Source organism: Hymenobacter nivis, from assembly GCF_003149515.1.
Lineage (GTDB): Bacteria > Bacteroidota > Bacteroidia > Cytophagales > Hymenobacteraceae > Hymenobacter > Hymenobacter nivis.
Genome location: NZ_CP029145.1, coordinates 3182370 through 3202616 on the forward strand (window position 1 = coordinate 3182370; position 20247 = coordinate 3202616).

The window sequence follows — 20247 nt, forward strand, 5'->3', positions numbered from 1 at the left end:
CTTTCTATTAAAACGTTCGGCTACGGAACTGGTGACTTAGAAAGACCACAAGTTGTACTCGTACTCCACCAAATCGGCGGCTGTCTGCTGCGCGGCCAGAATGCCTTGCTGCTGCCCACCGTAGATGTCGTCGAGGCGCGCATCCCCGGCGTTCGACACCTTAGTAATGTAGGAGTTGAACAGCCACAGCTCAAAAGCATCGGCCAGGTTCTTGTGCTGGGCGTCGTTCTGGGAGTTGAACCAGATGGCGTTCTGCGGGTTGGCGCGGAACACCTTCACTAAATCGTTGTATTTAAAATAACCGACGGTTTTCTCGATTCCCGACACGTTGGACGGTAGCGTGGATGGCACAAGGATGCCGATAGTCTTGATGTCGTGGTACATACGCGACCGTTTCTTGTCAAAGATCATGTCCTCCTTTAGCTCTAACTGGTACAGGTCCTTGGCCCGATACTCGTTCACAGGGGACACTTTCACCACCGGCGCTGCGGCCACGGCGGGTACCGTCTCGTAAATTACCCTGCCGCGCTTGTCCTTGAGTGGCTTACCGTTGGCACCCAGCTTAGGCCGGCGCGTGGTAGCAGCGGTTGATTTTTTCTTAGCCGGGGCCCCCCAACCGTCATCGGCGGCGGCACCGCCGCCCAGGTCGCTCTCGCTAAAGCCAGCGGCTTTTTCGTCGGCGCTCAGTTCGTTGGTTTTATCAGCATACGACATGTTGGACGACACTTCGGCCGGGGTGAAGGTCGAGGTTAGCGAATCGTTGCGGTAGGCCTGGATTTCGCCCCGCTTCACGGCATCAAGGATGACGCGGCTAATTTCCTTGCCTTCCGAGAACATGGGCTTGTTCTGCTTCTCGCGCAGGTCTATGGCGCGCCAGATGCTTTTGCGGAACATTTGGTCGGACAGCGGAATCGGCCGGCGCGAGCCCGTGCTGCTGGCCGTAGTGGCCTGCTCCTGGGCCATAGCAGCGGTGCTGAGCGTCAGGCTGGCGGCCATAATGGCCAGAGTTTGGGTAGCTTTCATGTGAACGCGGGATAAGCGGGGATAGAAACAGCCGGTCAACGCCGGACCCGGATAGATTAGTATTACAGCAGCGGAATGTTGAAAGTGCGCGATACGTTCACGGACTCCACATTATTCTGGAAGTTCATGCGCTGCACGCCTTTCACTTCAATGTAGAGGCGGTCACCTTCGCGGTAAGCATTTACTACATCGCTCAGGTTAGCATCGGGGCCCGAAATCGTGCGGGTAGGGATAGCGGGGCGCTTGCCGCGCACCAGCGTCACCTCGTAGCTCGACACCCGGAAGCGGGCATCATCGGGCAGGAAGGTCAAGAAACCGGCGTCCGGCACAGCTTTCAGCGTCAACGAACGCACGGCAGTACCAGGGGTTCCTTGCTTCTCGTTGGCCTCACGGCCGCCTACGAAACATTTGATTTCAGGCTTAGGAATGGGGCGCACCTGAAAGGTTTGCGAGCCAATGGCGTTGCCGCCGCTGCTCACGTTGAGGATTACCTCGCGGGCGTTGGGCACCAGCGTCACATCGCCGAGCTTGCTGCCTGTAATGGTAGTAGCACCCGAAGCCGAGAAGCCGGGCTTGTACTGGGCCCCCAGGGCCGGCACGTTCACGGTCAGCTTGTTGCCGCACTTGAAGTACAGGGCCTGCACCGAAGCCGACTGAATCTGCATCACCGGCTTGGTGATGGTGTAAGGGACCAGCACTTTGAAGGTGGTGTCGCGGCCGTTCTGGTTGAAGCGAACCGTACCCGTCCACGAAGCCTTAGCATTGCCCGAAGCATCGAAGCTACCGGGGCGGGCCGTGAACTCTACTTTACCGTGGCCATCGGGGCCCACGGCCAGCGACGAGCCGTTCAGCGTCATCGACGGGTGGATGCTCGAAGCAGCGGCGGTCAGGAACAGTTCGGCCTTGTACTTAGTGCCAGCGGCCACCGTGTTCGACTCAGCCGAAGCGAAAGCGCCGATCTTGTCAAATACAATGGTTTTAGCACCGACCTTCTGCGCTTGGGCCGACAAGGCATCAGCCTCGTATTTCAGCACTTCGGTTTCTTTCTGCGACAGCACGGCGAGGGCCGCTACCAGCGGCGTATTCTCGAAGTTCAACTCGGCGAAGTCCTTGTTGGCCTGCTCGGGCATGGTTTTCACCAGCGGGTCTTCTTTACCGTCGAGCGCCAGCGGCACGGCCGAGGGCACATAGCCTTTGATGTACGAAGAGTAATCGTTCAGCTTGGCCTTCATTGGGTAAGCCAAGCCATTCTTGGTGCCCCCAATCATGGTGATGGCTACCTTATCCTCGGCGCTCATGTTCTTGTATTCGGTAGCACCTTTCACGTTATCCGAAGCCGTTACCAGCTTGTCGCGGAGGTCGCGCAGGTAAGCCACCATCGTCTTGGTCTTTTCGCGGATTTCTTCGCTTTGAGCCAGCACGGCCTTGTCACGGGCCTGGTTTTGGTTTTTAACCACGGCGGCCTCAATGCCTTTTACCGTGCCATCGGCCGCCGCCGATGTTTTATCGTTCACACCAATTAAGCTGTCGTCGATGAACTTGAACTTCAGCAGAATTGCTGAGTTCACTTGCAGCGCAAGCAGAGCGGTTAGCACGAGGTACATCATGCCAATCATCTTCTGCCGCGGTGTTTCTTTTCCACCCGCCATCAGGAATATCCTTTAGAAATGAGTAATAAGGAATAATTAGGATAAGACACTTCCCTTAGGCTTGGGCAGGAACGCGCATTGCGCTCAGCATATTGCCGTACACCCGGTTAAGCGAGGTCAGGTTGCCGGTCAGGTCGGCCACTTGCTTCTGGAACTGCTCAGTGTCCTTGCCGGCCTGGGTCATGTTGTCCATGGCCTTGCCCAGCGTACCGTAGAACTGGTTCATGGACTTGAGATGCGTGTTGGCGTCCTGCAATTCCATTTCGTACACCGCATTCAGGGCCCCCAGGTTCTTAGTCACGTTCTGCACCTGCTGGTGATACTCTTTAGCGTCGCCCGTAGCATCGGCCAGCGACGTAATAGCCGCCGCGGTGTTCGAGTAAGCCACGTTGATTTTGTCGAGCGAATCGGCGGCGGTACGTACTTTCTTCGTGTACTCGTCGGTCACATTGGTAGCATCGCCCAACTGGCCCAACTGAGCCGTAGTGGTGCTGAGGCGGTTCAGGCCCTGGCCCAGGTTAGCAAGGGCTTCGGGGGTTACGTTGGCGTTTTTCAGCATGTCGTCCAGCTTACCAGTCAGGCCGTTCGGCTTGCTGTCGCGGAAACGGTTGTCATTGGTACTGGGGTCGTAGCCTTCGCTCAGTTCGGGGTACACCAGCGACCAATCGTGGTCGGATTGGTGGGGCTGGAAAGCGCTCAGGAAGAAGATAACGGCTTCCGTGCCCAAGCCCACCATAAGCATAATATCAGCACCTTTCCAGTGCAGAATTTTAAATAGTGCACCAATAATAACTACTGCAGCACCGATGCCATACACCTTGGGCATCACATCGTCATATAGAAAATTCTTTTTAGCGGCCATCTTAGTAAAAGTTAAAGAAGTGTGGAAGGTTAATTGTGGGTTGGGTGGTTAATATAAATTAGTTGAGCTTGGAATTGGAACCCATACCGATTTGAATCATCGAGCAGCGGAAGCCGATGTAGGAGCGGGCCGAGTCTTGGTATTCGAAATTGCGGGTACCGGTTTCGAGGAAGTAAGCAATGTCTTTCCACGAGCCGCCGCGCACCACTTTGCGGGGTTCGTTGTCGTCGGGGTTGGTGGGGTTCAAGTCCCACACCACGGGCACCGAAGCTTCCATATAAGCATCGTCGCACCACTCGGCTACGTTGCCCGACATATCATACAAGCCGAAATCGTTGGGGAAGAACGAGCCCACTTCTGAGGTGTAGGCGTAGCCATCGCTGACATAGTCGCCGCGGCCGGGCTTGAAGTTGGCCAGCATGCAGCCTTTGGTATTGCGCAAGTAAGGGCCGCCCCAAGGATAGGTAGCGCCTTCGCGGCCACCGCGGGCAGCGTACTCCCACTCAGCCTCCGAGGGCAAGCGGAAGTTGGGGTCGGCGGCATCGCCACGCTCTTCGCGGGTAGCGTTGCGGTATTTGGTGCGCCAGTTGCAAAAGTATTTTGCCGCGAACCAATCCACGCCTACCACTGGATAATCGTCGAACGCCGGGTGGGTGTAGTAATATTCCAGCAGGGGGTCGCCCATGTGGTAGGTAAAGTCGCGTACCCACACCGTCGTGTCAGGGTACAATTCCGTCATCACGTATTCCTCACCGAGCACATCCAGCGAGTCCTGCTTGATTGCTTCGATGAACTGACGGTATTTATTGTTAGTGATTTCCGTCTCGTCCATGTAAAAGCCGGCGATAGTCACCTGCTTGTTCATGTTCACCATCGACGCGGAAATGTCCTGGTCCGTCTGGCCCATATGAAAGGTACCGCCCGGGCAGGGTACCATTCCAAAAGGTACTTCTTGAGGATTGTAATAAGGCCGGTCCTGTGCGCCGACTAATTCGCCTTCGAAGCCCTTGCTAAAGCTGCAACCCCCCAAAAGGGCTCCAGAAAGCGCGAACAGGGATAATGCTAATAACTTATTCATGGGAGTAAAGAGTCGTGTTGAATTGGCAGAGCTATCGGTTTATGTTGTTCGGCTGGCAAATATACAATTTCCAGCACAATTGCACAATAATTTTTTATCGCAGGTGTGAGCACCGCAAAAGCGTAAAAAATGTCCCGCAACAATTGATGAGCAGATTGGTGCAGTGGGTGCACCAGCAAAGGCGGGGCCATAAAGGGCCTTACCAAGTGAAAAACAGCGTTTTTAACGGTCGCTCGATAGGCTAGAAACTGTAGCGGGGCGTGCGGATGGCCGGCCGGAGAATCAATCCGGGCTTAGGCAGGCGGTACGAGAGCAAAATTTCGTGGGAACTGAGGGCTCGCGCATCTTGATTAAATGCAACAAAATCAAAAGCGTAGCCTACGCGAATTGCATTGTCTTTAGCAAAGCTTAATCCAATTAAGCCCGAAACGGATTCTTGTAGCCTATAGTTTGCACCTATCCAATATTTATCATCAAGGGTGGCCCGTAGCCCTCCTTCAAAAGAATAATTTTTTGTGTTACCAAACTTGTTGCTCGATCCAGAATTGCCGGGCAGTACGGCCTTGGCTAGAATCGTGGGCGTAACAACAACGGAAGAAGATGCCTCAATATTGTATCCTGCCGTGAAATAAGCGTGATTTTCTCCTAAATAAGAAGGAACCGAATTGCCGTACTGGTTGGCGAAGTGATAAGTGGAGCGCAGTAAGTTGTTGGCGCTCAAACCGGCATAGAACTTTGGCGACTCGTACCAAATGCCGGCCCCCGCATCAAACTTGCGGTCGGACCCATTGTAAGGAATGTAAGGGTCGATGGGATCAATGGCCACGAACGTACCCGCGCTGATGTAGGTGAACGTGCCCTGAATGCCGAAACCCAGCTTACCGGCCCCCAGCTTGACGTGCTGCGAATACGACAAAGCGGTGTTGGTCACCCGTACTTCCCCGGCTTGGTCGTAGCTCACGGCCAGCCCCACGCCGCCGTTGAGGGCCAGAATGGGCAGCGAGGCCGTAATCAAGCCCGTGCGGGGGGCTCCGTTGGCGTCGCCCCGGCTATTAGTGAGATTGTAGTATTGGTAGCGGCCGATCAGGTTAACCTCGCCCTGCCCCTTAATGCCGGCGTACGCCGGGTTGAGGTACATGCCATTGAAGCCGTAGTGGGTGAACTGGGGCTGCTGTTGTGCCAGGGCCGGAGCTGCGCCACCGGCCAGTAGGAGAAGGGCAAGTAAGCTTTTTTTCATGGGGTAGAAACCAAGGAAAGGAGAAATAGGCCACAGAGATACGCACAGACCATGGGATGTACGTTCAAATGTAAGGTTAATTCGCGGGCTCGTGACCTGGTACGGGGCCCAACGCAAAACGCCGAAAACAAAGTTTTCGGCGTTTGTGAAATTCTCATCAACGGTTAAAAAAACTGGCTCAAAGGAGGCCTGTTTTATTTTATCAGGCCTGTTGATTGCGGCGAATATATGCCTCGATGGCCCCTGCCATAGAAGGCGCGTTGGGCATGGGGGCCTCGATGTCGAGCTCCAAGTTGGCATCGCGCACGGCCTTAGCCGTGGTGGGGCCGAAAGCTGCGATACGGGTACCGTCTTGCACAAAATTGGGGAAGTTGACGAACAGCGAGCTGATACCCGAGGGGCTAAAAAACGCCAGCACGTCGTACTTCACGTCCGACAAATCCGACAAGTCGCTGGCCACCGTGCGATAGATGACGGCTTCCGTAAACTTGAGGTTGTTGGCGCGCATAAACACCGGCAAGTCGTCTTTGCGAATATCAGAGCACGGGTAGAGAAAATTCTCGCCCTTGTGCTTTTTGATGACGTCGAACAAGTCGGCCGCCGTGCGCGTGCCCACAAAGAGCTTGCGCTTGCGCAACACGATGTACTTCTGCAAGTAGTTAGCCGTCTGCTCCGAAATGCAGAAATATTTCATTTCGGCAGGCATCTCGATTTTGGCTTCCTGGCAAATGCGGAAGAAGTGGTCGACGGCGTTACGGCTGGTGAAAATCACCGCCGTAAAGTCCGCAATATTGATTTTATCGCGCCGAAAGTCTTTGTAGGAGACTGGTTGAACTTCGATAAACTCCCGAAAATCAACCCGAATGCCGTACTTCTCAGCAAGGGCCGAATACGGGGAAACTTCGGTAGTGGGCTTGGGCTGGGTTACCAAAATGCTTTGGATGCGCTTGGTGTGCCGGCCGATGCCCGGCGTGTCTGCACTCTCGGCCATACAAGAAGAAAAGGAGTACTGCTAGAACGATAGAGGAAAGAAAACCTGGGCAAAGGCTGGGCGGGGGCCGCCCGGCAGCAACTAAGTGGTAAACACCAACAGCCTTAGCAAAATGAGCAGGGGCAGTATTTCGGTAGCACAAAGGTAAGCAAACAAATGAAGATTAAGCAGTGACGCCCGCTGGTGCACGGTGTGCAACACCCGCAGCACGGTGCCCACCAGCACCAGCGCGATGACGGCCGCCGCCGTACCGGCCACTGCGGCGGGGTAGCTGCTGTTTAGGCCCAGGTACAGGAGCAGCACAAAGGGCAGGAATAGCCCGGCCAGCAGCGTAGTGCGCAAAAACTCGCGGTATTGCACCGCTACCAACTCGCGCAAGTCGAAGGTGTAGGCCAGCAGCGACACGTACAGGTATTTGCCGAGCACGAAGCCCGCAATGAGGGCCGCGTAGAGCAGCACCCGCGCCACGATGGCGCGCTCGGGCACGGCCACGAACTGCCGCACCAAGGGCAGGTTTTCGAGGCCCGTGTGCAACGCAATGAGCAGCAGCGCGAAAGAGAGCCCGAACAGCAACACCAGCAGCATATTGAGCAACGAAAATGCCGGCCGCGCCAGGAAGGTGCCTTGCTCGGGGGTGTTGCCGAACAGCTCGTCGAACCGGAACACGCGGGCCAAGCCGGGCTGGTAGGTGGCGCGCACCCCGCCGTAGAGCAGCCCCAGCACCAGCAAAAAGCTCAGCAGCACGTTTTGGCCCAGCGGGTCGGGGGCCCGAATCTGGGCGATTTTTGCAGTGGTGTCGGGAGGGGCGTCGGGAGGGGCGGCAGCTGCTGCCGTGAACGAGGCCAGGGCCGGACTGCCGCCGGGCTGCCACACGCCCAGCAGATGGGTGCCCGGGGCCAGACCCGCCGGCAGCCGCTGGGCCAAATCGAAGGTATAGGGCCCTATCTGGTCGGCGGTGAAGATGAGTTGGTTGTCAACAAATAGGCTCAGGCCGCGCTGGGCCGCGAAGGCCACCGGAAACGGCTGGCCGCGGCGCAGGCGTACGTACTGGTAGTAGGCATGGGCCGGGGCGTGGTAGCCGGGCAGGTACAAAATGAGGCGGTTGCGGCCCACGTCGTGGATGAGCCAGTCGGCGGTGAGGCCGGTGGGCGCGGCCGGGGGCAGTGGCAGGTACTCGGCGGCGCGGCCGGGCAGGGCCCCCAGCAGCAACAGCAGCAACAGTAGCCCCAACGCGCCGCGCTGCCCCCGCCCCGGGGCCCACCGACCAGCAACGAAGCGCGACACTGCCATAGCGTGGAACTAGATTGAGGCTGGAATTAAACAGTAACGACCTCGCGGCGCAACCGGCTCTGGTACACGCCAATGAACACACTCAGCAGCACCGAGAAGCCCAGCAGAATACCGATGAGCGCCAGGTTACCGAGGTCGGCGAACTGAATCACGAACAGGATGACGAGCAGGTTGAGGACCCCCAGCAGCAGCACTGTGCTGATTTGCGAGAAGCCCATGCCCAACAGGCGGTGGTGGATGTGGTTGCGGTCGGGCGCGAAGGGCGACTTGCCGGCTGCCATGCGCAGCACAAACACCCGCAGCGTATCGAATAAGGGCACGAACAGAATGCCCAACGCCACCGCCGGCGTGGCGCTGAACGGCAGCCGCGTGCCGGGTTGCCCGCCCAATTCAATGAACTGAATGGCCAGCACCGACACGATGAAGCCGCAGACCAGCGAGCCAGTATCGCCCATAAAAATAGGGGCCCGGTGAAAGTTGTAGCGCAGGAAACCTACCATGCCGCCCATCAAGCACACCGCTACAAAGGCGTAGTTGCTATACGCTTCGCCCCCGTAATGATAAAAGTAAAAGCCGAACGTGCCCATGATAATCAGCACGATGGAACCGGCCAGGCCGTCGAGTCCGTCGATGAGGTTGATGGCGTTGGTGATGCCCACGATGGCGGCCAGCGTGAAGGCGTAGCTGACGCCCACCGGCAGGGTATAGATGCCCAGAATACCCTGAAAGCTGGTAATCCGCACGTCGGCCATGATCATGACGATGCCCGTGGCCAGCAGTTGGCCCACAAATTTCTTGAACACCGACATGCCCACCAGGTCGTCCTTCAAACCCACGAAGAACAGGATGATGCAGCCGGCCAGCAGCTCCTTCACGCCGTTTTGCAGGGGCCCGAAAATGGTGAGAGCCGACATGAAGCCCGCAAACACCGCCACGCCACCTAGCCGGGGCGTCAGCGACGAGTGCACGGTGCGCCCGTTGGGCGTGTCGAGCATGTTTTTAAGGTGGGCAATCTGGATGATGGACGGCACGGCGAACAGCGCCACTAAAAAGGCCCAGCCGGCCGACAGCACTAATTGAATAGCAACGGGATTCATAGCGTAGAAGTAAGGAAGGAAAGGTAGCGGCCGGGGCCCCGCGGCCCGCTAGCTATGCAGCACGCCCACCCGGTCGCCGAGCAGGGCGATGGGAATAAAATTGTCGGCCACGATGGAGTCGGGCACGAAGATGTATTTCTTGTCGAAAATCTGCGCGCCGCGGTAGTAGCTCACCCAGTATTGGTTATTGAGGTGAAACAGGGCGGGGTCGAGGGGCTCGATGGGCACGGCCGTGCGGGGCGGCACCTCCTCGAACAGGTAGCGCAGCGTGGAGGTGCGCACCGTTTCGCCGTCGGGCTGCTGGCCGTAGCCGTGGGCGTTCACGATGACGCTGCGCAGCGGGTAGGCGTTGTGGTTGAGCAGGTACACCTGCCACACGGGCTGGCTGGCGGGCGTCAGGGCCCCGTCTTCGGCCGGGGCGATGGCCACCGACACGCCTTCCACGGGGTCAAAGGAGATGTCTTGCTTCACAGGACCGCAGATTTAACGGATTTTAACGGATAAGAACAGGCTTTTTGGGGGTCCGCGTTGGGGCAGTGCCGGGGCCCCAACTAGGCGGCGTCGAAAAGCTTCTGCAAATGAGGCAACAGACGCTCCTGCACTTCTTCCACCGCCACGGGGCGGCCCAGCTCCTGGGCCAGCGAGGTGACGGCCTTATCAGTAATACCGCAGGGCACGATGTGGCCGAAGTAGGCCAAATCGGGAGCCACGTTCAGGGCGAAGCCGTGCATGGTCACCCAGCGGCTGCACTTCACGCCCATCGCGCAGATTTTGCGGGGGTTGGGGGCCCCTTCTTCCCAGCCCAGCCACACGCCGGTGAGGCCCGCAATGCGGCCGGCGCGCAAGCCGTACTCGGCCAGCGTTTGGATGACGGCTTCCTCCAGCGTGCGCAGGTACCAGTGGATGTCGGGCCGGAAATTGTCGAGGTCGAGGATGGGGTAGCCCACCAGCTGGCCGGGGCCGTGGTAGGTGATGTCGCCGCCCCGGTTGATGCGGTGGTAGGTAGCGCCGTGGGCGGCCAGCGCCGCTTCGTTGAGCAGCAGGTGCTCGGGCTTGCCGCTTTTACCCAGCGTGTAGGTGTGCGGATGCTGGCAGAGCAGCAGGTGGTTGGGGGTAGGCTGCGACGGCCGGCCGGCGGCAGCGGCCTCGCGGTTTTGATTTTTGATGGCCACAGTGGACGCCAACAGCTCTTCTTGCAGGGCCCAGGTGGGCACGTAGGGCACTAAGCCTAGCCGCTGCACGGCCAGCGCCCGGGCGGGCGGGGCGGCAATGGGCAGAGTGGGGGTGGCAGGGGCAGTGGTCATCTGTGCGGATAAGTCGATAAGGATAGCTACTTGTGGGGCCCGGCGACGCGGCCCTACCTTCGCGCAGCCCGCAACGCCCACTCACCACAAAGGTACAAACGGGCACAGAGTTCGGCCCGGGGCCCCAGCCTGGCACGGTTCGTTACAGCTTTTTCTTGTCCCAATGCACGCCCCCCACGCCTTGGGCCAGGCCGGCGAAGCAGCCGCCGCCGAGTTCTATACCGCCCGCGGCTACGAGGTGCTGGCCCGCGGCTACCGCTACGGCCGCGCCGAGGTAGACCTGGTGCTGCGCCAAGGTACCGCCCTGCTGGTATTTGTGGAAGTAAAAACGCGCTCCGGCGGCCAGTACGGGGCCCCGGAAACCTTCGTCTCGGCCCGCAAAAAGGAACTGTTCCGGCTGGCCGCCACCCACTTGCAGGAGGAGCTAGACTGGCGCGGTGACATTCGCTTCGACATCCTGGCCCTCACGCTGCGCCGCGGCGGCGGCTTCCTCATTGAGGCGTTTGAGGATGCCTTTTATTAAGCTGCGGGCTGGGGGCCCTAGCGGCCCTGGGCGCGTTTGGGCAGCACGTGGCCCGGGCGGGCCCCGGCGGGGGCCACGGGCTCGGGCTCGCCACGCTTGTCGATGTTTTTCTCCTTGTCGTACACCGCCAGGCCGTCGCGGGTGAACTGCTTGAGTAGCTCGGGCTCCTCTACTTCGGGATCGTAGCCACTTTCGGGGTACTGGTATTCGAAGTGGCGGAAATTGCGTTTTACCGGCCAGTAGTTCGTCCACACACCCACGCGGCGGCCGTTCTCAAACTGGCCCGACCACTCGCGCTGGCCCGTGGCGGTGTAGCGGGCGTAGTCGCCCTCCAGCTTGCCGTTCACGTAGGGCACCACTTCCTTCAGCATGGTGTGGCCGGCGTCGAAGTACGTGATGTTGGCGTCGCGCGGGAAGCCCATCTCGTAGTGGGTTTTGCTCAGCAGCGTACCGTTGCGGTCGTAGCGCTCCCAGCGCAAGTGCTTCACGCCCAATGCGTAGAAACCGGTTTCCATCACCTTGTTGTTTTGCAGCTTTTTGTAGGGCCCATGTAGAACCTTGGCGCCGGGATCCAGCTCACCAGCGGCGGCTTTGAATATTTTATGCTTCTTCGGGTCGTAGTAAAAGCGCGCCGGTGCCTGCACATTAGGCTGCTGAAAATACTTGAGGTAGTAAAATATTTCGATGGCCTGGTTGCGGCCCTTACCCCCCGACTTGGCAAAGCCCCGCTTGACGCGCTCACCGAGGAAAATTTTCTTTTTCTTGGATGGCTTGCGCTGGGCGTCCTTCTCCTTGTCCTTGGCGGCGCGCTCCTCGGCCTTGCTCATGACCACGCGGCGAGCGGTGCTGAGCGAGGGGCGGCCGGCCACCGAATCGGCGGCGCGGGTGAGCGTATCGGCGGCCACAGCCATCGTCGCCGGGGCCACTTCGGGGCGCGAGTTGAAGGAAACGGGGTGGCGGGCGCAGGCGCCGGCAAGCGCCAGCAGCAGCACCAGCCATGGAGCACCCCAACGGAAATTTGGCATGAGCGGCACGGATTTTTTTCGCGGCATCAACGCAAAGGTAGCCGGTTTCGTGCCCAGCTGGGGCCCTACCCCACCACCCGCCGGGTGGCCAAATCGAGCCGCTGGCCCGCTACCAGCAAGTGCGTGGTAAGCCCGTGGCCGCTGACGGGCTGCCGGGGCCCTGGGCCCACTAGGCTGATGTACTGGGCCGTGGCCGCGTCGAAAGCGAACACTACTTCGTCGCCGAATACTTCGGCGGGCTGGCCGGGGCGCAACAGTAGGCCGGTTTCTTCGCTCAGGCCCAGGCCCAGGCAAGTGGGGTGGGCCAGCACGGCGTGCAGCAGGCGCGGATAGCGGTGGCGCTCGGCAAAGTGCTGGTCGAGCACCACGCCCGGCAGCAGGCCCAGGCCGGGCACCACGGCCACGCCGCCGGGCAGCAGGCTGCGCCAGCCGCGGCCCTCCACCAGCATAAACTCGGCTAGGCCGGCGGCCCCGGCGCTGGTGCCGGCCAGTATAAAGCCCTCGTCGGCCCGGCAGCGCTCTCTCAGGACGGCCAGAAACTCGGTGCCCAGCAGGAACTGGGTGAGGCGCTCCTGGTTGCCGCCGCTGATGAACACCAGCGCCGCCCGGCGCAGGCGGGCCAGCGTGGCCGGCGCGTCGGCGGGGTGGGTCTCGTCCACCTCCAAGTGGCCCACATTTGGGCAGCCGCGCGCCTCCCACGAGCGGGCGTAGGAGGCGGCGGTGCGAGCGGGGTTGGCGGTGCTGGCAGTAGTGAGCACCTCGATGGGGGCCCCGGGGTGGGGCAACAGGCCGGCCAGCAGCGCCACCAGGGCCTCGTCGGCCCCGCCGCCGTAGAGGGCCAGGGTGGCGCGGGGAGCAGCGGAAAGGTCGGGCATGGGGCAGCGGGTAAGCGGTAAGGGCGGCAAGATGGGCAGTATCGGGCAGATACTTGGGGCCCCGGCCGTGCGGGGCATACGGCCTGGGGCGGGTTTCGGCGTAATTTCGTGGCGTAATCCCTTCATCAACCTTGCTTGCCTAGCGAAGCACTACCGCCCGTCCTGCCATGATGCCATTGTCGCCATCCGTGGAAACCATCACAACTCTGATTCAGGAGGGTGAATTTTTTAAGCTTAAGCAAATACTCCGCAACTTCCAGCCGGCCGAGTTGGTCACGCTCATCGAGAACGAGGACGAGCGGGAGCAGCTTATCATTTTCCGCCTGCTGCCCTTGAGCCTGGCCACGGAGGTATTCGAGTACCTCGACCTGGACGTGCAGCGGCACTTCCTCGACAACCTGGCCCAGGACAAGATGGCCGACATTCTCAACGAGATGTCGCCCGACGACCGCACCACCTTGCTCGAGTTCCTGCCGGCCAATTTTGTGGCCGAGCTCATTCAGAGCCTGTCGGAGCCCGAGCGCAAGGTGACGCTGGAGCTACTCGGCTACCCCGAGTACTCGGTGGGCCGGCTGATGACGCCCGACTACATCGCCATCCGCGAGAACTGGACCGTGCAGCAGGTGCTCGACTACGTGCGCCAGCACGGCGGGCAGTCCGAAACGCTGAACATGCTGTACGTGACCGACGCGCACGGCGTGCTGACGGACGACATCCGCATCCGCGAAATTCTGCTGGCTTCGCCCACCGTGCGGGTGCGCGACGTCATGGACCGCCGCTTCGTGCAGCTGCTGGCCGGCCAGGACCAAGAGGATGCCATCGACGTTTTCCGGCGCAACGACCGGGTGGCCCTGCCCGTGGTGAGCGACCAAGGCATTCTGCTCGGCATCGTGACGCTCGACGACATTCTCAGCATCCGGGAGCAGGAAGACACTGAAGACATCCAGAAGTTCGGCGGCTCGGAGGCCCTGGAGGAGCCCTACCTCACCATGCCCCTGCTACGGCTGGTGCAGAAGCGCGCCGGCTGGCTCGTTATCCTGTTTTTGGGAGAGCTATTGACGGCCTCGGCCATGCAGTTTTTCGAAGGCGAACTGCAAAAGGCCATCGTGCTGGTGCAGTTCATTCCCCTGATTATCAGCTCGGGCGGCAACTCGGGCTCGCAGGCCACGTCGCTCATCATCCGGGCCATGGCCCTCGGCGAATTCAAGCTCAGCGACTGGTGGCAGGTGCTGCGCCGCGAAATAGTGGGGGGCCTCCTGCTGGGCCTTATCCTGGGCATAGTCGGCTTCAGCCGCATCGCCATCTGGCAGAGCATCACGCCCATCTACGGTCCCCACTGGGTGCTGGTGGGCCTCACGGTGGGCTTCGCACTGGTGGGCATCGTGCTGTGGGGCTCGCTGGCGGGCTCCATGCTGCCGCTCATCCTCAAGAAGCTGGGCCTCGACCCGGCCACGTCATCCGCGCCCTTCGTGGCCACGCTGGTCGACGTGACGGGCCTCATCATCTACTTCTCGGTGGCGCTGCTGGTGCTCCGCGGCACACTTCTTTGACAATGAAGCCGTTTAGGAAGTCGTCAGACCGTCATGCTCATCTAGCGTTCAATTTTGAATTTCCAGACTTCCTAAACAGCTTTAATGAGTGAGTTAGCGAGTTGGTGAATTAAGGTAATTCCTGCTTTAAATTCACCAACTCACTCATTTACCAATTCACTCCGGCCGCCGGCGGTTGGCTTTTTTATCGCTTTGGATCTTCTTGCCTTCCAGGCGCTTGCGCACGGCGCCACGGCTGGGCTTGGTGGCGCGGCGCGGCTTAGGGCGGTGCAGGCTTTTGAGCAACAGCGCGTGGAAGCGGGCCAGCACGATTTCCTTGTTGCGGAGCTGGCTGCGGTCGTCCTGGGCGGTGAGCAGCAGCAGGCCGTCGGCCGTGAGCTGGGGCCCCAGTTTTTCGAGGATGAGCTGCTTCTGCTCATCGGCCAGCACCTGCGAGTCCAGCAGGTGCCAGCGCAACTCCACGCGGCTTTCCACCTTGTTCACGTTTTGGCCCCCCGGGCCGCTGGCGCGGCTGGTCTGGAAAACGATTTCGGGCAGAAACGCGGCGGTGGGCGGCAGCATGATTTTCAGTGAGTAGTTTATAGCCGTTCAGGCAGCCCGAACGACTGTTAAATGTTCATTGCTCACTGATAACTGTTAACTATTTGGTTAGCAGCATGGCGCCGTATGAGTAGCCGCCGCCGAACACAGTGACGATGACGTTGTTGCCGGGGCGCAGCGTGTCCCAGACTTCGGCCAGGCCGATGGCGGCGCCGGCGCAGCCCGTGTTGCCCAGGCGCTGGATGTTGTTCACGGCCCGCTCGGGGTCGAGGCCCAGCTGCTTGGTCACGTTCACCGAAATGCGCAGGTTGGCCTGGTGCGGGATGAGGTAGGTGAGGTCGTTGGCCACGAGGTGGTGGCGGTCGAGCAGCGTCTGCGTCACGCGCGTCATGTAGGTGCAGGCCTGCTGGAACACGTCGCGCCCGTACGGCATCACAATGCCTTTCTCCACCGGCTTCAGCGTCACGGCCTCGTCGGCCTTGCCCACGGGGGCCGCCCCGCCGGTGATGACCTCGGCAATACGCAGCGGCTGGGGCCCCAGCGGCTCCTTGGTGATGAGCAGGGCCGCTGCGCCGTCGCCCCACAGGTGGCCGGCAATTGTATCTTCCTCGTTGTTGTAGGCCGTGTTGTGCTCGCTCACCACTACCAGGGCACGGCGGGCCTTGCCCATGGCGAAGTACCCTTCCACAATCTCTACGGCGTTCAGCAGCGACGAGCAGGCCGAGGAAATGCTCACCGTCGGAATGTCGTTGATGTTGAGCGCGCGCTGCACAGCGTGGGCGGCGGTGTAAATGGTGTCGTGCGGGGTGTAGGTGCCGACCACAATCAGGTCGATGCTGGATGCGTCGAACGCCGGAATTTCGGCCAGCAGCGCCTGGGTGGCGGCCACGGCCATGGTATTGGCGTTTTCGCCAGGACCCGCCTTGCGGCGCTCCCGGATACCGGTGCGCTCAGTGATCCAGTCGGAAGCCAGTCCGTTGAGGCGGGTGAAGTACTCGTTGGTGACGACAGCCGTCGGCAGGTAAGCGGCCACGTGGTGTAAATACACGGAGGGTGGTAATTAGCGCGAGAAAAGACCGATATGGTCTCCCCATGAAGAAAAGCCAAAGCTAAACGGCCGCAAAAGTACGGGGCCCGGGCCGCCCCGGGTAGCAGCCGCCGCGCCCCAAGCGTATCAAAAAGGCCCTGTTGCGCGTTCAAACGCCCGATGCCGGGCGAAGTTCACCGGCGCCCGGTATAAGATTATGGCCTTTTTTCGTCTCCTTTTGAAACCCAACACCTTGCTGCTGATACTGCTGGGGGCAGGACTGGCCCAGCCCGCCGCCGCCCAGAAGTACCGCACCGCCGCAGGCCTGCGCCTGGGCAGCCCCTACGGCATCACGGTGCAGCAGGCGGTGGCCTCGCGCGTGACATTGGAAGGCCTGGTGGGCCTGGCCTCACGCGAGATAACGGGCACGGTGCTGGGCGAGTACCACTTCGGCATTCTGGGGCGCAGCCTGAACTACTACCTGGGGGCCGGCGGCCACCTGGGCAACAACAAAGACACCGGCCGCTTCGGCGGCTTCGACGGCATCATCGGCATCGAGTACAAAATTGCCTTCCTGCCCCTGGTACTCAGCTACGACTTCAAGCCGAGCGTAGAAATCCACAGCAACGACTGGGCGCGGTTCCCCTCGGCGCTGTCGGTGCGGTTCGTGCTATTCAAGCAGCGCAACAAAACCATCGGCGAGCGCACCCGGGGCCTGTTCGACAAAGTGCGGGGCCGCTAGGGTTGTTAGTTGCTCGTTGTCAGTTGCTCGTTGTTAGTTGCTCGTTGTCAGTTGCTCGTTGTCAGTTGCTTGTTGTCAGTCAATCATTTACAAATTAACTAGCAACAAGCAACTGACAACGAGCAACTTAAAACAGGGCGGCGCCGGCCAGCCCCACGGCCAGCACCACCAGCAGCAGCACGCCGCTGTAGGCCGCACCCAGCAGCAGCGACTTCGCTACCGTCTTGCCCCAGCTTTGCTGATAAAAAGTGTGCAGCGCCACCACGAAGTACACGATGGACGCCAGGCGGAGCAGGTTGCTCAGCCAATTTGGGACGTGCAGCTTATCGAGCCCAATGAGTAAGCCGATGAGAATGAACAAGAAGCACTGCATGTGGATGGTGAACACCAGGTGGCTGAGGTAGTAGCGGTGCTGCCGAAAATAAGCTCCCTTGAGCAGCAGCGCGGCCAGCGGCATCAGCAAAAACAGGAGGACGGAGCCCGCCCGCAGCGCCTGGTGCACAGTTTCCTCGCGGGTCGAGTCGCGCCAGCGCACCGCACGCCGCACCGCCAGCCGGCTGAAAAAGCTTGGCACTTCGCCGTAGCTGCGCAGCACCGAATCGGCCTGGGCCTCGGTGGGGTGCACCGGCAGTTTTTTTATTGCTGCGAAGGCAATTTGGATGCCCCCGCCATTGCGGGCCGCGGCCACCGTGCGCGCTTGTACACGCCGCGCAATCTCCAATACTTTCTGCTGTTCGGGCGTGGCCGGGGCCGCCGCTAGGCTGTCTACCGTGGTGGCCAAAGCCTTCCGAATGGCTTCGCTAGCATCTTTCCTGGCGGCTCGCCCGGCCTTGGGGCCCTGAAAGAACGTGATGCTGTCGTCATTGGCAACGAGCGCGGGAACGACGTTTTTTTTCGTGGCGGCGGGCTTCGCGATTTGTTCGGGGGCCTCTTCTTCTTCGTAGCTGAAAACTGTGCCCAGAAGCAGAAAAAAGACGAAGCTGATGAACACGTACAGCCGGATGGGTGGCACGTAGGGCACGCGCTGCCCGGCCAAAAAGCGCCGCGTCAGCTCGCCGGGCCGAAACAGCAGCAGCCCCGCCGTGCAGAACACCTTGCCGTCGGAGTGGAAGATGCCCTCCAGAAACTCCTCGACCACGTGCCCGAAGCTGATTTCAACGGCGTGGTTTTGCTACCCGCAGCGGGGGCAGAATTCGCAGGGCTCGCCGGGCACGAAAGTATAGTGGCAATTGGCGCAGTCGGCTGGTTGGGTAGCGTGGTGGGCCATGAGCGCCAACGGAGGAAAAGGCCCCAGCCGCGGCGGCCGGTGGCCGGGCCATTGGCGCAAACATATCGTGCGGGCCCATCCCGGCGCGGGCCGGGCCCCAGGGACCCCGGCCCGCTGGAAGCCGCAACCTGCGCCGGTACCTTTTCCGTTGAAAGTGCTTCATTACCTTGCCGTATCCAATGCCGGTGCTTCTGCCCGGTACGCCCGCCCCACTGGCCCTGCCGCGGCCTGTGGGGCCCGGGTTGGCTCGGGGCCCTGCTGGCGCTGGCTGTGTGGCCGGGCTTCCGCCCCTGGCTGCGCCGCACCTCAGAAAAGCAAGTCGCCCAGCAAACGCACGGCCAGTATCGGCTAACCAGCAGCAGCTTGCGCGCCCGCTTGCTACCGCGGGCCATGCACCTGCGCGGCCTCGTGCTCGGCTCGCTGCACTTGCACGTGGGGGCCCCGGCAGCCGGCGCCCCACCCGGGGGCCCGCCCTACCAGTAGAGGCCGGCGCGGCTGAACCACGGGGCGGTGCGGCACACCAGCGGCGGCTTCGGCCCGGCCGCCCCCCCCGCCCGCACGGAGGGCCCCGGGGGCCCTACGTGCGGGCGTCGCTCGTCAAAACTCAACGTGCACACGCAGCGCCACCACATGAATGGGGCCCTTGCGGTCGTGGTTGTAACCCGGATTTATGGCCAGCTGATAATCCGGCGTAATGGCGGCGTGGTACTTTGGAATATCAATGCTATAGTACAGCTCCGTGATGAACTCGGGAGCATAGTTCAGGGCCCCGTCGCCGAGCATGAAGCCGTAACCGCCAGCGGCCAAGTAGTTGCGGTGGCCGGGCGAAATACCGTTGACCACAGCGGCCAGCCCCAAGCGGTCGGTGGCGCGTTGCCAGCGGGCACCCGTGCTCACCAGGCCCAGGCTCAGGCTTTGGTCTACCTCCGTAAAAGCCCAGGTTTCATTCTTACCATCATTGTAGCTCAGGCGGCCAAAGGCACCCAGCTCACTGCTCAGCTCCTGCTCCACATTGATGGCAAAGCCGGTTTTGCCATGGCTGGGGCCGCGCACGCTGATAATGTTGGGCCGCCCTTCTACATAGGGCGACACCAGGGTTTGCGCGTAGCTGCCCATCGCCGCCACATTGTGGAAGCCCAGCACGCGCACCGTGCCCTGGTGGCCGCGCATATGGTAAGTTCTTGTAATTTCTACGGTTTCGCCGTGCGCTTTGGAGTAGTTGTAGTCGAGGGCTGGGCCGTTGGCATAGGTGGGCAGTAGTGCCGACGAGGCCCGCACCGCGAAACCGGGCACGATGTACTCGACAACGCCGCCCACGGTGTAGCCGCGGGTATTGGCGGCGTAGTCCCAGGCACCGGCACTCATCAGCGTCCAGTTCATAAACTGGGTGCGCGGGTCGTGCGAGTAGCTGTTCTGGTCGAAGTAGTCGGCCAGGCAGATTTTACCGGCCGTGATGCTGAGGTAGCGCACCGGGCGCGACCCACCCACCTGGTTGAGGTCGTCGTCGTCGTCCACCTCCTCAGGGCCCAGCGCAAAGCGCTGCTGCAAATACAGGCGCGCCAGGTAGAGCACCGGCTCGGGCGAGCCCACCCGGAAGGTTTCGCCGTTGAGGGCGCCGCCCAGGCCCGAGGCGCTGCTCAGGCCATTGCCCCCCGATACCTCGGGGTTGAGGATGGCGGTAGCATTTTTCCAGAGCCGGCGGCCCAGGTACAGGGTCGTCGTGAGCGACGTCTTGGCGTTTTCACGCGGCTGTAGGCTTAGGCTATCCGAATACGGCGCCGAAAAATTGGCATGCCACTGCCGGATAATAGTTTGCTGAAAGTGCAGGCTCCAGCCGTGGTAGTCGTTGGGCTGGCCGTTGTCTACGTGCACCGGCTCCTGGGCCGAGGCCCCTGCCGGGGGTTTGCGCGGCGTGGCCGATGAGGGCGGCGTCACGGCGCCCTGGCCGTAGGCTGTGCCAGCGAGCAAGCTTAGGGCAGCTACCCACGGCACCCGCGAGAAGTAAAAAGACATCAATTGAAAAGGCTAGAGGCGCGGGCAATATGCCCGGTAAAGGTAGGCCACTCGCCGGAGCCCGCACATTATTCACCTAATCTTCATGATATTAACTCACTTGCTGCACCGTGCCTTGCAAAAAAATATGGGCCGCGGTGAAATAGCTAAACTG

20 protein-coding genes are annotated in these 20247 nt (G+C 60.8%); 4 read left to right on the top strand and 16 right to left on the bottom strand.

Annotated features, from left to right (window positions below; all coding sequences use genetic code 11):
- Positions 1–36: 36 nt before the first annotated feature.
- The 10 genes from porN to lipB all read right to left on the bottom strand — a co-directional run bounded on the left by porN (position 37) and on the right by lipB (position 10531).
- Positions 37–1023 carry a type IX secretion system ring subunit PorN/GldN gene (gene porN / locus DDQ68_RS14075; protein ID WP_109656869.1) on the bottom strand — a complete coding sequence of 329 codons (987 nt, stop codon included), beginning with the start codon at positions 1021–1023 and terminating at the stop codon, positions 37–39.
- Positions 1024–1085: 62 nt separating this feature from the next.
- Positions 1086–2672 (bottom strand): type IX secretion system motor protein PorM/GldM, encoded by a 1587-nt coding sequence (gene porM, locus DDQ68_RS14080; protein ID WP_109656870.1) that lies wholly within the window; start codon positions 2670–2672, stop codon positions 1086–1088.
- Positions 2673–2727: 55 nt separating this feature from the next.
- Entirely contained in the window at positions 2728–3534 is an 807-nt protein-coding gene (gene porL / locus DDQ68_RS14085) for a type IX secretion system motor protein PorL/GldL (RefSeq protein ID WP_109656871.1), read from the bottom strand.
- Positions 3535–3592: 58 nt separating this feature from the next.
- Complete coding sequence (gene porK, locus DDQ68_RS14090) at positions 3593–4612, bottom strand: T9SS ring complex lipoprotein PorK/GldK (RefSeq protein WP_070742779.1); 1020 nt, start codon at positions 4610–4612, stop codon at positions 3593–3595.
- 241 nt (positions 4613–4853) lie between these two features.
- Positions 4854–5849: a PorP/SprF family type IX secretion system membrane protein gene (locus tag DDQ68_RS14095; protein ID WP_109656872.1), complete on the bottom strand. Its 996-nt coding sequence runs from the start codon at positions 5847–5849 to the stop codon at positions 4854–4856.
- Between the two features lie 202 nt (positions 5850–6051).
- Entirely contained in the window at positions 6052–6840 is a 789-nt protein-coding gene (locus DDQ68_RS14100; RefSeq protein ID WP_109656873.1) for a uroporphyrinogen-III synthase, read from the bottom strand.
- An 81-nt stretch (positions 6841–6921) separates the two neighbouring features.
- The gene (locus DDQ68_RS14105; RefSeq protein WP_109656874.1) at positions 6922–8130 is read right to left on the bottom strand and encodes a DUF4271 domain-containing protein; all 1209 of its coding nucleotides are present in this window, start codon (positions 8128–8130) and stop codon (positions 6922–6924) included.
- Between the two features lie 26 nt (positions 8131–8156).
- Positions 8157–9227 (bottom strand): MraY family glycosyltransferase, encoded by a 1071-nt coding sequence (locus DDQ68_RS14110; RefSeq protein WP_245897048.1) that lies wholly within the window; start codon positions 9225–9227, stop codon positions 8157–8159.
- A gap of 48 nt (positions 9228–9275) precedes the next feature.
- Positions 9276–9698, bottom strand: a complete 423-nt coding sequence (locus DDQ68_RS14115; protein ID WP_109656875.1) for a hypothetical protein — start codon at positions 9696–9698, stop codon at positions 9276–9278.
- A gap of 80 nt (positions 9699–9778) precedes the next feature.
- Complete coding sequence (lipB, locus tag DDQ68_RS14120; protein ID WP_109656876.1) at positions 9779–10531, bottom strand: lipoyl(octanoyl) transferase LipB; 753 nt, start codon at positions 10529–10531, stop codon at positions 9779–9781.
- Positions 10532–10694: 163 nt separating this feature from the next.
- Between lipB and DDQ68_RS22915 the strand changes: the two genes are divergently transcribed.
- Positions 10695–11054 (top strand): YraN family protein, encoded by a 360-nt coding sequence (locus tag DDQ68_RS22915; protein ID WP_162550111.1) that lies wholly within the window; start codon positions 10695–10697, stop codon positions 11052–11054.
- Between the two features lie 17 nt (positions 11055–11071).
- On the opposite strand, the gene DDQ68_RS14130 is transcribed toward DDQ68_RS22915, so the two are convergent.
- Both DDQ68_RS14130 and DDQ68_RS14135 read right to left on the bottom strand, forming a co-directional pair.
- Positions 11072–12079, bottom strand: coding sequence for a toxin-antitoxin system YwqK family antitoxin (locus DDQ68_RS14130; protein ID WP_162550112.1), 1008 nt, complete (start codon positions 12077–12079; stop codon positions 11072–11074).
- A gap of 65 nt (positions 12080–12144) precedes the next feature.
- Positions 12145–12954, bottom strand: coding sequence for a cyanophycinase (locus tag DDQ68_RS14135; protein ID WP_162550113.1), 810 nt, complete (start codon positions 12952–12954; stop codon positions 12145–12147).
- 167 nt (positions 12955–13121) lie between these two features.
- Here DDQ68_RS14135 and mgtE point away from each other — a divergent pair, with 167 nt between their 5' ends.
- Positions 13122–14504, top strand: coding sequence for a magnesium transporter (gene mgtE / locus DDQ68_RS14140; protein WP_245897049.1), 1383 nt, complete (start codon positions 13122–13124; stop codon positions 14502–14504).
- Positions 14505–14660: 156 nt separating this feature from the next.
- On the opposite strand, the gene arfB is transcribed toward mgtE, so the two are convergent.
- Entirely contained in the window at positions 14661–15065 is a 405-nt protein-coding gene (arfB, locus tag DDQ68_RS14145) for an alternative ribosome rescue aminoacyl-tRNA hydrolase ArfB (protein WP_109656880.1), read from the bottom strand.
- A 79-nt stretch (positions 15066–15144) separates the two neighbouring features.
- Complete coding sequence (locus tag DDQ68_RS14150; RefSeq protein WP_109656881.1) at positions 15145–16092, bottom strand: 3-oxoacyl-ACP synthase III family protein; 948 nt, start codon at positions 16090–16092, stop codon at positions 15145–15147.
- 217 nt (positions 16093–16309) lie between these two features.
- On the opposite strand from DDQ68_RS14150, the gene DDQ68_RS14155 reads away from it, so the two are divergent.
- Entirely contained in the window at positions 16310–16813 is a 504-nt protein-coding gene (locus DDQ68_RS14155) for a hypothetical protein (protein ID WP_109656882.1), read from the top strand.
- A gap of 127 nt (positions 16814–16940) precedes the next feature.
- On the opposite strand, the gene DDQ68_RS14160 is transcribed toward DDQ68_RS14155, so the two are convergent.
- On the bottom strand, positions 16941–17951 hold the full coding sequence (locus tag DDQ68_RS14160; RefSeq protein ID WP_162550114.1) for a DUF3667 domain-containing protein: 1011 nt from the start codon (positions 17949–17951) through the stop codon (positions 16941–16943).
- Between the two features lie 399 nt (positions 17952–18350).
- On the opposite strand from DDQ68_RS14160, the gene DDQ68_RS14165 reads away from it, so the two are divergent.
- The gene (locus DDQ68_RS14165; protein ID WP_109656884.1) at positions 18351–18563 is read left to right on the top strand and encodes a hypothetical protein; all 213 of its coding nucleotides are present in this window, start codon (positions 18351–18353) and stop codon (positions 18561–18563) included.
- Between the two features lie 114 nt (positions 18564–18677).
- Here DDQ68_RS14165 and DDQ68_RS14170 read toward each other — a convergent pair whose 3' ends face one another.
- Entirely contained in the window at positions 18678–20093 is a 1416-nt protein-coding gene (locus DDQ68_RS14170) for a carbohydrate porin (protein WP_109656885.1), read from the bottom strand.
- Positions 20094–20247 lie beyond the last annotated feature (154 nt).

What these genes read in the sequence shown, in the direction of transcription:
- porN (WP_109656869.1), bottom strand. Translation starts at nt 1,023, where the DNA reads ATGAAAGCTACCCAAACTCTGGCCATTATGGCCGCCAGCCTGACGCTC.
- porM (WP_109656870.1), bottom strand. Translation starts at nt 2,672, where the DNA reads ATGGCGGGTGGAAAAGAAACACCGCGGCAGAAGATGATTGGCATGATG.
- porL (WP_109656871.1), bottom strand. Translation starts at nt 3,534, where the DNA reads ATGGCCGCTAAAAAGAATTTTCTATATGACGATGTGATGCCCAAGGTG.
- porK (WP_070742779.1), bottom strand. Translation starts at nt 4,612, where the DNA reads ATGAATAAGTTATTAGCATTATCCCTGTTCGCGCTTTCTGGAGCCCTT.
- DDQ68_RS14095 (WP_109656872.1), bottom strand. Translation starts at nt 5,849, where the DNA reads ATGAAAAAAAGCTTACTTGCCCTTCTCCTACTGGCCGGTGGCGCAGCT.
- DDQ68_RS14100 (WP_109656873.1), bottom strand. Translation starts at nt 6,840, where the DNA reads ATGGCCGAGAGTGCAGACACGCCGGGCATCGGCCGGCACACCAAGCGC.
- DDQ68_RS14105 (WP_109656874.1), bottom strand. Translation starts at nt 8,130, where the DNA reads ATGGCAGTGTCGCGCTTCGTTGCTGGTCGGTGGGCCCCGGGGCGGGGG.
- DDQ68_RS14110 (WP_245897048.1), bottom strand. Translation starts at nt 9,227, where the DNA reads ATGAATCCCGTTGCTATTCAATTAGTGCTGTCGGCCGGCTGGGCCTTT.
- lipB (WP_109656876.1), bottom strand. Translation starts at nt 10,531, where the DNA reads ATGACCACTGCCCCTGCCACCCCCACTCTGCCCATTGCCGCCCCGCCC.
- DDQ68_RS22915 (WP_162550111.1), top strand. Translation starts at nt 10,695, where the DNA reads ATGCACGCCCCCCACGCCTTGGGCCAGGCCGGCGAAGCAGCCGCCGCC.
- DDQ68_RS14130 (WP_162550112.1), bottom strand. Translation starts at nt 12,079, where the DNA reads ATGCCAAATTTCCGTTGGGGTGCTCCATGGCTGGTGCTGCTGCTGGCG.
- DDQ68_RS14135 (WP_162550113.1), bottom strand. Translation starts at nt 12,954, where the DNA reads ATGCCCGACCTTTCCGCTGCTCCCCGCGCCACCCTGGCCCTCTACGGC.
- mgtE (WP_245897049.1), top strand. Translation starts at nt 13,122, where the DNA reads ATGATGCCATTGTCGCCATCCGTGGAAACCATCACAACTCTGATTCAG.
- arfB (WP_109656880.1), bottom strand. Translation starts at nt 15,065, where the DNA reads ATGCTGCCGCCCACCGCCGCGTTTCTGCCCGAAATCGTTTTCCAGACC.
- DDQ68_RS14170 (WP_109656885.1), bottom strand. Translation starts at nt 20,093, where the DNA reads ATGTCTTTTTACTTCTCGCGGGTGCCGTGGGTAGCTGCCCTAAGCTTG.